The sequence below is a fragment of the Ligilactobacillus animalis genome, from assembly GCF_009933595.1.
Lineage (GTDB): Bacteria > Bacillota > Bacilli > Lactobacillales > Lactobacillaceae > Ligilactobacillus > Ligilactobacillus animalis.
Genome location: NZ_CP047141.1, coordinates 1,795,858 through 1,808,018 on the forward strand (window position 1 = coordinate 1,795,858; position 12,161 = coordinate 1,808,018).

The window sequence follows — 12,161 nt, forward strand, 5'->3', positions numbered from 1 at the left end:
TATTTCCAAGTTATCTACATCTTCAATTCTTGACGTGCTTTGTCTAAGATCGAATCCATATTTTCTGGTGAATCACTTGGAACTTTGCGGACGTCAAATTTAACGCCGTCTTTCTTCAATTTTTCGAATGTTTCAACGTCATCTTTATCCAAAGACAAAACTTTGTTAACGGCAACTTTACCGACTGAGTGTGCCATCGAACCAACATTTAAGGTGTCGATGTCAACACCACCTTCGATCGCTTTGAGCGCATCTTGTGGAGTTTCAAACAAGATCAATGCCTTTGTATCGCCGAAACGAGGATCTTTTGCAACTTCGATCATCTTTTCGATCGGCACAACATTTGCATGTACTCCAGGAGGAGCTGCCTCAACGATCATGTTCTTACGCAATTTATCATGCGCAACGTTGTCGGAAACAACGATGATCCGATCTGGATTTGTTGACTTGGTCCATGATGTCGCCACCTGACCGTGTAACAAACGTGAATCGATCCGAGCTAAAACATATTTGATCTTACCATCACCTAAAACTGTACCTGGTGGAATTGCTCCTGTCGGTTGAGCCTTAGCTGTGTTATCAGCACTAGCTTCTTTCTTAGGTTCAAGGAATTCTGGTTTTACTCTGACACCATCTTTACCCGCATCGACTAAATGAGCTGCGATCTCTTGGGCTTTTTCCATGGAGAAGCGAGATGCATAAGCTTCGATCACCATTGGTAAGTTCATCCCAGCCACGATCGCCCATTTGTCTTTGTGTTGTTCAACCAAATTATTAGCTTGGTTGAAAGGTGTACCGCCCCAAAGATCGACTAAGAATAATACTTCTTCTGGGTCATCAAATGATTTGATGGCTTCTTCCATCTTAGCTCTGATATCATCAGGACCTTCGCTTGGCATTAAGGTAACATGAGCTACATTTTCTTGTTGGCCAAAAATCATTTCACCAGATTGGAAAATGCCGTCTGCAAAACTACCATGACTTGCTAAAATAATACCAACCATTATTACGCCTCCTATAATATTTTCAAAACTTAACTCAAAACATCTACTAACTATGATCTAGCTCATCTTTGACTAGACCCTTGTCACAAAGTAACTTCCACAGATCACGTTTCGGATCACTGGAAACCTTGCGATGATCAAGCTCGATCCCGCGCCGTCTGATCCAAGCTAAGGCTAAAATATCTTGCTCATTGACGGCGATCGTTTCGGTGATCATCTTACGTGTCGCATCAAAACTAAGTGACCCTAGATTGACACTTGTCGTATTCAGCCCACCAGCGATCAAACGCATCGCATCTAACGGAGTCTCAACAAGCACCAAAACTTTATAATGATCAAAGCGCTCATCTCTGCACAACCGTAACATCTTAGAAACAGTAAGTACGTGAACCTTGATCCCCGGTGGTGCTGCTTGCATCAAGAGCGTCTTTCTAATATTATCGCCTGCTGCTTGATCACAAACCACCAGGATCCGCTCGATCGCAGTATTTTTAGCCCAATCTGTTGCGACCTGCCCATGGAGCAAACGCGAATCGATCCGCAATAACTTTACATCCATGGCATCGCCCCCAGATCCTTGACTGAACCGATACCTTGACGCCCAACACTTATCAGTTTTTCGACTAATTCGTCTAAACTAAGCGCTTCGGTCCGCAAGGTGCAAGCCTCCAAAAGCATCGCCAAATTGACTCCGCCGACTGCCGCAAAACGTTTCGGATCACGTTCAACGAAGCGTCGCGTTGCTAATAAAGGATTGCCTCCATAAAGGTCACATAAAAACAAGACTCGATCAGTTGTAGCAAATTGTTGTAAGCTAGTTTCATATTTATCTTCCAAAGTGGCTAAGTCTTCCGCTGGCTCAAAGGTCACCGCAATGACTTTTTCTTGTCGCCCTAAAATTAAATAAGAAGATTTGATAAGTTCTTGCGCTAGATTGCCATGACTGGCAACGATCAAACCTAACATCTACTCATCCCCTTCGAAAAATAATTCCTTACACTTTATATATAGCAAATACCGTGCCAACTTTTGTGTATCACGCTAGATCCCCTAATAAATAAAGCAAAAAAAATTCATATAAAAATAATGATACACTTTATTTTGTGTATCACTATTTTGTGTATTAACTTTCGACCATTTCTGTATCGACCAATTTGGCAATATAATACGCTTCAGCTGGCGGAAATTTCAAATTAAGTTTAGCTTCTAAATATTCATCTGCTAATTTCAGTACTTGGGGCCAGTCACTTTGTTCAAATTCAACAGCTTGTTCTTCGGTCAGCGTTACTGGAGCGGATAATAAGACCCGCTCGATCGCACCGCCAAGATGCATGATCAAAGCTAAGCGCCTAGCATCCGTTAATTTTAGTTGCCGTTCTTTAGCTAACAGATCACAGTACTGCCAAAGCACACCGATAACTTTTTTAGGATTGATAAATGTATAATACTGTTCCAAATAATTAGCCGCAGCAGTTTGATCGACTTTAGGTGCCGGCGTTTTAGACTCAACATACCAAGTCTGACTATTTTCTAGATGCTCGATCAATTGCCGTTTACCACGGTCACCTTGAAACAGTTCTTCTAATGAGATATACGGCACCCCTAGATTAGGGTCAGCGATCCCCGTCGTGGCGATAATACGATACTCTTCATTTAATTCGCTTATCTTATCGTTCATCCCCACAACTGACATCGTTAAGACCGAAACATCGTCAATAAGTTGGTCAGCCAAGATCTCATCCAGCATTTGCTTGATCTTTTCGGCTGTCCCTTTACCGGTCGAACACAGCGCCAAGATCGCCCGTTGCCTAACATCTTCTAGTTCACCTTGCGTAGGTTCTTCTGCTTTGCGGGAATATCCGTTAAATTCATTTAACTCGTGATAGACCAACTCAAGATCACTATCGATCAAAGCTGTTTTCCGAGCGGCCTCTAAGACCATGGCAGTCGTCACCATATCGATCGTTTTGACCTTAATATCGGTTTCTTCGGTGATCTTGGCACTAAACGTACTGAGCGAGCCCATATCGACTAGTAACAAGACCCCATTACCACGATCGACTTGTTTGACCTTGGCGATGATCTCATTTAATGCCACAGTCGGGCTCATCTCAAGTGACATATCAAACGCCACTAGATTATCGACATTCAACAACTCTGTTACTACCTGGACCATCGAAGAAGCGGTATGATTACCGTGCGCCGCGACAACGACCCCGACTTTTCCGTGTTTAGGCACAGAATTCAATGAGATCAAAAGTACGGCTAAATAGTACACTTCTGAAGCGGGCACGATAAAATCATAGTGGTCTTCTAACATTGCTTTGATCTTTTCGGCTAGCTTTAGGTCAGCGGGATAATCTTTGACCATTGCCACCAGATCATCTGAGACTTCACGCATCGGGCGCCCCGATTGGACACGTTTGATAAATGAACTCAGATGTAAACTCATCGCATAGATAAAGTTTTCACCGACATGATAACCACAATCTTTTTTCAGCATCTGCATGATATCTTTAGTCAACTGCAGGGTATCTTGATCGACTAATTCATTTAAATTCTTTTCAGTCCGCAAGATCTTATTATCACGATAAAATGACTTCAAGTGGACATTGATATCTGTCATGATGAAGTTATTGACTGCACCTTGTTCTAGCCCCTCTTCTTTTAACAAAGCCGCTTTGTTGCCGATGACCTCATACAGATTATAAGGCAACTCATAGCGGTCACTTTCATTGATACTCTCAGCCGCTCCATCGGGTTGGATCAACAAGACTGGCTCTAATAACTGCGATAATTTACCTAGGCGAGCACGATCACTGGCTAAACGCGACATCCCATCCTTGATGTTTTGGGGAAGTTGCTCGAATTTTAAATTGATCTGTTCGGCTTGATCGACACTATTCAAAAAGCCCTGGGCACAGACTAGCTGGATATTTGATTTCAATTGACCCACATTTCCAAATGTGACACTACCCAGCAAAGCTTTCACAACATCTTCAGTCACTGTGATGTTTTTTTGTGTCCGATTAGCTTCTAACGTCAACAAACGCTTCAAGAGCGCAAGTTGCTCTCGTACACTGCGCGCTTCAAATTGGGGCATCTGGATCGTGATCGGGATCCGCCGTACAAAAGTCTTTAATAGCGAACTCTCGGGATCTTCCGTTGTGGCACAGATCAAGCGAACATCAGCGTGATGGACCTTGGTGATCTCACCTAGCTTACTGTAAGTTCCATGATCCATAAAATAAAAGATCATCTCTTGGCCTTCTGGGGGCAAACGATGGACTTCATCTAAGAATAAGATCCCACCGTCGGCCTTTTGGATCAGGCCATCACGATCTTCTTGTGCACCAGTAAAGGCACCTTTGACATATCCAAATAAATGCGACATCAGTAATTGCGGATTATGAGCATAGTCAGCACAGTTGAAGGTCACAAAATTTTTATTTTCGACCATTGCCTGATTGATCGCAAATTGGTGCATCGCATTAGCAAAATAGGTCTTCCCCGATCCTGTGGGGCCAGTGATCAAAACATTTAATCCGTGAGGCGGATATAAGATCGCGGCCTTAGCTTGCTCGATCTGCGTCTTTAAACTATCCTTTTGGCCGATCATTGTATCAAAAATACTTGATCTAAGTGATGGTTCGGTCGGATCAGGTATTTTTGATACAGTTTCTGCGATCACTGTATCAGTTTTAGCGGTTAGACTTTGATATTTTACCGGTCGTCCGGCAATTTTGCTCAGTTGGCCTGCCCGGACCAATACATTGAGCTCTTTACTGACATTATTGCGCAAGATCCCTAGATCATCAGCGATCTCTTTGGTAGTAACCGCTTTATTTTTAGCTTGAACATAAGCTAAGATCTTCTCTTTTCGTGTCATAAAATCCCATTCCTTTTAGTCATTCTGCTATTAGTGTATCACTTCTGTATCAACTGAAGCAAAGAATTGCAACTGCTAGCCCTTAAGCTATTTTTTGGTTAAAATTGAGATAAATCTACTATAGATAAGAAGGTCTTGTGATGCCAAATATTACTAGCAAAGAAAAACGTGACCGCCTACTTTTTATCATCAAAGTATTGCGTCAGCATGAAGTCTTACGTAACTTTTTAAAACAAAAAGATCCTAAAGAAGTTCGACTCGCACTAGAAGAACTAGGTCCCACTTTCATCAAAGCGGGCCAGTTGCTCTCAACGCGCCCCGATCTGATCTCACCTGCCTTTATCAAAGAATTTCGCAAGCTCCAAGATAATGTCCAGATCGATCCTTTTACCACTGTCAAAAAAACACTTGAAGCTGAGTATAACTGTCCATTGAGCGATATTTTCCTTCAATTTAATGAACGACCTTTCGCATCTGGTTCGATCGGGCAAACACACCATGCTTTACTTCATGATCACACCCCGGTCGTCGTCAAAGTCCAACATCCCAATGTTTCCGAACTAGTCGAAACTGACCTTTCTTTATTCAAAGAATCTTTACGGATCTTAAAATTCGTCCCTGACCTCAGTGTGATCGACCCTAAAGAGATCTTTACCGAGATCCAGACATCCCTTTTGACTGAGATCGACACTCAGATCGAGATCAAAAATGGGATCGAATTCTACCGTCTAAACAACAATGACGGTATCATCCGGGTGCCTAAAGTTTACCCTAAATACTCTGCTAGTAAGATCTTAGTCAATCAGGCCATGCCTGGTCAAAGTATCAAAAAACTAATAGCCACTAAAGCCACCGAAACGAATAAACCTTTACGTACGACCTTGGCTAAAACGCTAGTCAAAAATTTCATCAAGCAAGTTTTTATCGATAATTATTTCCACGCTGATCCACATCCGGGAAACATATTATTTTACCAACTTCAGCCTGATGATCCCGAATACAATGAACTCCAGCCTACACACCAGTTCAAAAAACAACTCAAAAATACAAGCATTGAAGCTACTTCTGCCACGACATTGCCACCTTATCGCTTGGTCTACTTAGATTTTGGCATGATGGGCCATTTGACCAAAAATCTCGCAGATGGGATCGCCCAGATCGTCATCGCTCTCAACACTAAAGATACGCGCCAGATCGGTAAAGCTGTATTAGCAGTTTGTAACCGCACTGGCCCCGTCGATGAAGAAGATTTCTATAATGAACTCGGGGTCTTTTTGACTCCATACCTCAACTTAGGACTGGGCCAGATCGATCTTTCGAGTTTATTGTTCAGTATTGTAAATCTCTGTCGTAAAAATAACTTGCAATTGAAATCAGAAGTAACTTTACTGATCAAAGCCTTTGCTTCTTTAGAAGGCATAGTCGCTGCCCTAGATCCTGAGTTATCTCTAATGGAGGTCGCTCGTCCGTTTGCCCGGGAGTATTTCAAAAAGCAGTTCAACGTCAAAAAAAGCTTGGAAGAGTTAGGCTTTGAACTCTACCAAGCTTCAAAAGCAGCCCCGAAGATCCCACTTAAGTTTGAACAGCTCCTCGATATTTTGACACAGGGGCAAGGAAAGATCTCCTTTAAACTCAAAGATCAAGATAAATTACTAGATCGGCTCGAAAAGATCGTCAACCGCGTGATCTTGGCCATCATTTTAGCCGCTTTGATCATGAGTTCCTCACTCTTAGTCCAGGGAAGTGCTGCTCATCCCGCCATTTATAATATCGGGGTCTTGGGCTATCTTCTCTCGGCGATCGTTGTCATTATTTTGATCATCAGTGAATTGCATCGGCATTTCAAAAAATAGACCACAAAAAACAGGCTTAGGCATAGCTCCCAAGCCTGTTTTTTATCATTGTTATTGGATCTCGATCTTATTAGCAGTAGCAACAGCATCCTTTTCCTTAGGAAGAGTTACTGTCAAGACACCATCTTCATATTTAGCGGTGATCTTATCACGCTCAACATCAGGGAACCGGTATTGGCGACTGACCCGACCATATGAACGCTCGCTCGCTAGCAAATTGCCGTCAGCATCGCTTTCATCACTGAAGCTATCCCGCTTAGCTGTAACTGTCAAAATATCATTGTGATAGTCCAGTTGCATATCTTTCTTATCGACCCCAGGCAGATCGATCAACAACCGATAACTCTTCGGGGTCTCCTCCACGTCAGAACGCATCTTTAGCTCTGAGTCGTCAAAGTTGAAAAATGAACGTCCTAAATTATTGAAAAACGTATCGCTACCATTCATTAAGTCAGAGAAACGATTCGATAATTCATTTGCCATAAATAAGACTTCCTTTCATTTCCTCACCTTTATTGTAGTCCTTTTATTTTAGAATGCAAGGATTTAACTTTTAAGATTTTGCAAAATACACTTTACTTACAAAAAGTATGTGTTATAATTTAGATATAAACTAACGAAACGAGGACTTTACGATGACAAATCCAGTAAATCAAGAACTCAAACAACGCCGTTCGATCTATGCCTTGGGGAAAAATGTTGCTCAAACACCGGCTCAGATCAGTGAAACGATCAAAGAAGCGATCCGCCAATCCCCAACTGCCTTCAACTCACAAACAGTCCGCGCTGTTATCACTTTTGGTGAAAATTCCGACCGTGTTTGGGATATCGTTGAAGCTGAACTGAAAAAAGTTACTCCAGCTGACCGTTTTTCCGCGACTCAAGAAAAGATCGCCTCATTTAGAGCTGGTTTTGGGACGATCTTATACTTCACTGAAACACAAACGGTGCAAAAATTAGAAGCAGATTTCCCACTCTACGCTGCCAACTTTGCCAACTGGGCTGAACAAGGACTGGGAGGCGCTCAACAAGCGGTTTGGACTGCATTAGCTGTTGAAAATATCGGCGCTTCTTTGCAACACTACAATCCGTTGATCGATGAAAAGATCAAAGAAGCCTTTGACATTCCTGAAAGCTGGGAATTACGCGCACAAATGCCATTTGGTTCGATCGAAGCACCGGCTGGAGAAAAAGAATTTTTACCCGATGATGTCCGCTTCAAGATCTTCGAATAATTCGTATTGTTTGCAAAATCATTAAATTTATTTTAAGGTGTTATGTATATTCTATTAACAAATATATATAACGGAGTGTGACTTTTTTGAAGAATACAGACAGCAAGGCAATTTTACTGCTAGGACGAATCAGTTCGGTGCTATCTGTTATCATGTATGTATCCTATATTCCACAGATCATGAATAACTTGAATGGTAATTACGGCAGTCCGATCCAGCCACTGGTCGCCGGGATCAACTGCACGATCTGGGTGATCTATAGTTACTTTAAATCACAACGCGACTGGCCTATTTTTATCGCCAACTTACCGGGTGTCTTTTTAGGCTTCATTACCTTTTACACTAGTTTACATTAAAAAATAAGGTTCCCAACACCTCGCTACACTGGTGTTGGGAACCTATTATTTTTATAAACTTTTTTAATCGTGCTCCGAAAAATACTGTGTTATAGCATAACAGTCACTGCAGCTGCGCCTAGGATCAACACTAGGCCACATACTGTAACTACCATTTCTTTTGAAGTCTTCTTTTGACCTAAGAACCAAATACCGGTCAAAGTTGCTAGTACAACTGATGTTTGCGACAAAATAAAGCCAGTTGCTAGACCATTCATATCTGGTTGGGCCGAGATCAAATATGTCAACGCTGCGAAGGCAAAGAAGAAACCAGAAAAGATCTGTTTGTAAGAAACAGCCTCAACAAATGGTGATCTTTCCTTACCCTTAACTGTCATCATGATCGCATAGACTACCGCTGCTAAAACCATCCCGATCGCTTGGGGTAAGAACGCATGCATCCCATCGATCTTGGCTTGTTGCGGTGCAGCAGAATATAACCAGTAGCCGATCTCACCAACGGCTAATAAAGCCACAGCCTTGGTCAAAGCACTCTTGTTTTCAGGTGTCTTCTTTTCACTCCAGACCGTCATCCATGCGCCTAAAATGATAACTGCAAGTGCGATAAAGCCGATCGTTTTAGCCGTTGCAGTCGGCCAATCGCCTAAGTAAAATACGCCCCAAAGTGACGCCCCTAATAATTGAAAAGCTGTCGTGATCGGCATTGCTTTTGAAGAGCCGACCAAAGTAAATGAGTGGAACGTGATGATCTGTGCCGTTCCCCAACCGATCCCAGAAAGAACTGAGAAAAAGAGCGCTGCACCACTTGGAAGTGCCAAACCTTTGATCATCGCTAGTACTAAAGCAAAGATCAAGGTCCCTAATGTCGAACCTAAGATCTGATTGACCGGTTTACCGCCGATCTTAGATGCGATCGTGGGGTAAAGCCCCCAACCTAATAATGGTCCTAAACCAACTAAAATTGCCGTTGTATTCAATTCAATTTCCTCCTAACCGTTAAAACGTAACGCCACTCTCTAAAATAATGTTGGAATATGGTGTCATTTCACCGGTACGGATAAATGCATGACACTTGTGTAAGTCTTGTTTCATTTTAACATGTGGGATAAAGACGATCTCTGTTTCTGGGAAACGTTCTTTGATTGCTTCCAACTGAGCTGAATTTTGGTCCTTGATCTCTTCTGCTAAATATACCCGTTGAACTTCTAATTCAGTCAACACATTATCTAAAACTTGGAGAAAGCTAGGAATACCATTGGAAACCGCTAGATCGATCTTTTCTGTTTCACGTGGTACTGGCATTCCAGCATCACCGATACTCAATGTGTCAAAGTGACCCATTTGCGAAATTACCCGGGAAATATCTGAATTAATGACTTGTGTCTTTTTCATGATTATGCCTTCTTCTTTTTAATTTAATTCATGCTTGTATGGAATTGACGGTTGGGCGCCAAAACGTTGTACAGTCAGTGAGGAAGCTTTATTACCGTATGTGATCGCTTCAACGAGATTGCTAAAGTCAGGTTTTAACACAGTACTCAAAGCACCGATGAACGTATCGCCCGCTGCAGTTGTATCTACTGCTTTAACTTTAAAGGCTGGCACGATCCCACTTTGACCGTCCATGCTGTAAAATGAACCCTTGCTACCGATCGTGATCAAGACCACCTTAATCCCTAAGGCATGAAGTTTAGCAGCCGCTTTTCGCATGCTTTCTTCATCGACCACTTTGATCCCAGTCAAGATCTCAGTTTCGGTCTCATTAGGTGCGATCACATCCGTCGTCTTGAGCAATTCTTCGGGAACTGTTCGCATCGCAGGCGCTGGATTCAAAATCGTCTTTACGCCAGCTTGATGAGCTACTTCAAAGGCTTTGATCGTACTTGCCAAATCGCTTTCAAATTGGGCGATCACAAAATCACTTTCTTTGATCAAGTCCGCATGTTCAACTACATGTTCTGGTGTGATCTTGCCATTTGCCCCAGCATGGATCATAATACTGTTTTCGCCTTTTTCATCCACAACGATATAGGCTTGTCCAGTTGCGACCTTATCCAATTCAGCGATCCCATCTAATTGGATCTCTTCGTAACCCAAAAGTTCACGCATCGTCTTACCAGCATCATCATTACCAACAGCCCCGATAAAAGCCGTCTTGGCACCAGAACGTTTAGCCGCTACAGCTTGATTTGCACCTTTACCGCCACCAGCTGAAAATACTTCGGAGGCATGGATCGTCTCACCTGGTTTAGCCATCTCTTTCACTCTGATCGTTCGGTCTAAATTGATACTTCCAATCACTGTTACTTTATTCATTGTACCCACCTCGTGTCTTTCTAGCAAATTAATTTTGGTAACTTGTAGTACTTATTAAAACGTTTTAATTACTGCACCTAGAATATAACACACTTTTGAAAGCGTTTCAAATTTTAACTTTGACTGAGCCCCGGATCGCTAATTCAACCGGCAAGATCCGCTTAACATACGGGCTAGTCGGATCCGCTAGCCGTTTTACCATTAAATCAGCTGCTTGTTTGCCCAATTCATAGATCGGCTGGGCAACAGTCGTCAAAGCGGGCGTAACATAGCGACACATCTCAACATCATCGTAGCCGATCACACTGAGGTCATCTGGAACACTTTTATCATTTTGTCTCATACCTAAATAGATCCCAAACGCCAATTCATCACTAAGCGCAAAAACCGCCTCGATCTTTTGGTCTAATAACTCAGCGACAACTGCTTGGCCCCCGTTTTTGGAAAGCTCTGTCTTGAGCTGGAGTGCTTGAGGAAATTCAACTAGAAATCCCTGGAGCCGATGCATAATGTTGACCGTTGCTAAATCAGGTACAACTACAGCAACCTTTGTATGACCCATCTTTTTTAGATACTGTGCCGCCAATAAACCACCATTGAAATCATCGGTCGCGACCTCATCACTGCGTTCGACGGTCGTTTTTTGATCTAGCACAATGACTGGACGCTTTTTGATCTGTAAAATCTCTTTTAATACTTCATCTGAGATCGAAGGGCTAGCAATGATAAAGCCATCGACCCCTCTTTGGGCTAGTTCGAGCAAGGCTTTTTCTTCCTTAGCTCCATTAAAGCCCCCATTGCATAGCATTGAAATATAACCCGAGTGTAACAGCTCTTCTTCGATGCCTTTGACTAAAGTACTGAAAAATGAGTTAGTTATCTCCGGCACGAGGATCCCGATCGTTTTACTCTGTTTACCGACCATTTGGCGTGCCAAATGATCTGCTTCATAACCTAATTCATCTCGAGCTGCTTGAACTTTTTGAACTGTCAGTGGATCAAACTTCATCGCTTTACCATTTAAAATCTGTGAAACCGTTGCGATCGAGACACCAGCGCGTTTGGCAACTTCACGGATCGTCACTTTTTTAGCACACATCTATCCATCCCCCATAAATATAAGTGCGAATGTAGGACACAAAAAAACAGCCCGTACTCAGTAAATAATACTCGGAAACATCATCTTGGAGGTTCACCTGTTGCTCCTAAGATATCATCAAGAAACTGAGTACGTGGCTGTTAAATTACTATAAGGAGTAATCTTCCCCACATCCTTTATCTGTTTTTGATCCTGTTCGCTTTCCAGAAGCACTCAACAAGATCCTCTTTACTAATTGCAATTAGTGGCGTTTGCCTAAAGAGACTACAACATTTTTTGGTTTTAAACTCAACTTGTTGGTTCCATCACCCTCCAACCTAATTATAGGAACAGTGACTAACATTTGGACGCCCTAATTGTGGGAATCTTTAGACCCCTCACTTATTTTATAACATAAAGCCAAACTTTT

General features: G+C 42.4%; 12 protein-coding genes. 3 read left to right on the forward strand and 9 right to left on the reverse strand.

Features of this window, described 5'->3' with window-relative positions:
* Positions 1-14 precede the first annotated feature (14 nt).
* The 4 genes from GSR62_RS08850 to GSR62_RS08865 form a co-directional block, all read right to left on the reverse strand.
* Entirely contained in the window at positions 15-1,004 is a 990-nt protein-coding gene (locus GSR62_RS08850; protein ID WP_035447172.1) for a mannose/fructose/sorbose PTS transporter subunit IIA, read from the reverse strand.
* A gap of 46 nt (positions 1,005-1,050) precedes the next feature.
* Positions 1,051-1,563 (reverse strand): PTS sugar transporter subunit IIB, encoded by a 513-nt coding sequence (locus GSR62_RS08855; protein ID WP_005917803.1) that lies wholly within the window; start codon positions 1,561-1,563, stop codon positions 1,051-1,053.
* The gene (locus GSR62_RS08860; protein ID WP_005917806.1) at positions 1,554-1,970 is read right to left on the reverse strand and encodes a PTS sugar transporter subunit IIA; all 417 of its coding nucleotides are present in this window, start codon (positions 1,968-1,970) and stop codon (positions 1,554-1,556) included. Before GSR62_RS08860 ends, GSR62_RS08855 begins: the two co-directional genes overlap by 10 nt.
* 157 nt (positions 1,971-2,127) lie before the next feature.
* Positions 2,128-4,893: a sigma-54-dependent transcriptional regulator gene (locus GSR62_RS08865; RefSeq protein WP_066024243.1), complete on the reverse strand. Its 2,766-nt coding sequence runs from the start codon at positions 4,891-4,893 to the stop codon at positions 2,128-2,130.
* A gap of 140 nt (positions 4,894-5,033) precedes the next feature.
* On the opposite strand from GSR62_RS08865, the gene GSR62_RS08870 reads away from it, so the two are divergent.
* Positions 5,034-6,746 (forward strand): ABC1 kinase family protein, encoded by a 1,713-nt coding sequence (locus GSR62_RS08870; RefSeq protein WP_035447168.1) that lies wholly within the window; start codon positions 5,034-5,036, stop codon positions 6,744-6,746.
* Between the two features lie 51 nt (positions 6,747-6,797).
* Here the strand turns inward: GSR62_RS08870 and GSR62_RS08875 are convergent, their stop codons facing one another.
* A complete protein-coding gene (locus GSR62_RS08875; protein WP_066024244.1) occupies positions 6,798-7,229 on the reverse strand; it encodes an Hsp20/alpha crystallin family protein in 432 nt (143 codons plus the stop codon).
* A gap of 152 nt (positions 7,230-7,381) precedes the next feature.
* On the opposite strand from GSR62_RS08875, the gene GSR62_RS08880 reads away from it, so the two are divergent.
* The gene (locus GSR62_RS08880) at positions 7,382-7,981 is read left to right on the forward strand and encodes a nitroreductase family protein (protein WP_010689893.1); all 600 of its coding nucleotides are present in this window, start codon (positions 7,382-7,384) and stop codon (positions 7,979-7,981) included.
* A gap of 86 nt (positions 7,982-8,067) precedes the next feature.
* The gene (locus GSR62_RS08885) at positions 8,068-8,337 is read left to right on the forward strand and encodes a hypothetical protein (RefSeq protein WP_066024245.1); all 270 of its coding nucleotides are present in this window, start codon (positions 8,068-8,070) and stop codon (positions 8,335-8,337) included.
* Positions 8,338-8,426: 89 nt separating this feature from the next.
* Here GSR62_RS08885 and rbsU read toward each other — a convergent pair whose 3' ends face one another.
* From rbsU to rbsR, 4 genes are all read right to left on the reverse strand, one after another.
* On the reverse strand, positions 8,427-9,314 hold the full coding sequence (gene rbsU, locus GSR62_RS08890; protein WP_066024246.1) for a ribose/proton symporter RbsU: 888 nt from the start codon (positions 9,312-9,314) through the stop codon (positions 8,427-8,429).
* A 19-nt stretch (positions 9,315-9,333) separates the two neighbouring features.
* Positions 9,334-9,729 (reverse strand): D-ribose pyranase, encoded by a 396-nt coding sequence (rbsD, locus tag GSR62_RS08895; protein WP_010689899.1) that lies wholly within the window; start codon positions 9,727-9,729, stop codon positions 9,334-9,336.
* An 18-nt stretch (positions 9,730-9,747) separates the two neighbouring features.
* Positions 9,748-10,653 carry a ribokinase gene (rbsK, locus tag GSR62_RS08900; RefSeq protein WP_035447159.1) on the reverse strand — a complete coding sequence of 302 codons (906 nt, stop codon included), beginning with the start codon at positions 10,651-10,653 and terminating at the stop codon, positions 9,748-9,750.
* Between the two features lie 106 nt (positions 10,654-10,759).
* Entirely contained in the window at positions 10,760-11,752 is a 993-nt protein-coding gene (gene rbsR / locus GSR62_RS08905; RefSeq protein WP_010689903.1) for a ribose utilization transcriptional repressor RbsR, read from the reverse strand.
* Positions 11,753-12,161: the final 409 nt, after the last annotated feature.

Bases quoted from the DNA above. Each gene is read 5' to 3' on its own strand.
- GSR62_RS08875 (WP_066024244.1), bottom strand. From the start codon at position 7,229: ATGGCAAATGAATTATCGAATCGTTTCTCTGACTTAATGAATGGTAGC.
- rbsR (WP_010689903.1), bottom strand. From the start codon at position 11,752: ATGTGTGCTAAAAAAGTGACGATCCGTGAAGTTGCCAAACGCGCTGGT.
- rbsK (WP_035447159.1), bottom strand. From the start codon at position 10,653: ATGAATAAAGTAACAGTGATTGGAAGTATCAATTTAGACCGAACGATC.
- GSR62_RS08880 (WP_010689893.1), top strand. From the start codon at position 7,382: ATGACAAATCCAGTAAATCAAGAACTCAAACAACGCCGTTCGATCTAT.
- GSR62_RS08860 (WP_005917806.1), bottom strand. From the start codon at position 1,970: ATGTTAGGTTTGATCGTTGCCAGTCATGGCAATCTAGCGCAAGAACTT.
- GSR62_RS08855 (WP_005917803.1), bottom strand. From the start codon at position 1,563: ATGGATGTAAAGTTATTGCGGATCGATTCGCGTTTGCTCCATGGGCAG.
- GSR62_RS08865 (WP_066024243.1), bottom strand. From the start codon at position 4,893: ATGACACGAAAAGAGAAGATCTTAGCTTATGTTCAAGCTAAAAATAAA.
- GSR62_RS08850 (WP_035447172.1), bottom strand. From the start codon at position 1,004: ATGGTTGGTATTATTTTAGCAAGTCATGGTAGTTTTGCAGACGGCATT.
- GSR62_RS08870 (WP_035447168.1), top strand. From the start codon at position 5,034: ATGCCAAATATTACTAGCAAAGAAAAACGTGACCGCCTACTTTTTATC.
- rbsD (WP_010689899.1), bottom strand. From the start codon at position 9,729: ATGAAAAAGACACAAGTCATTAATTCAGATATTTCCCGGGTAATTTCG.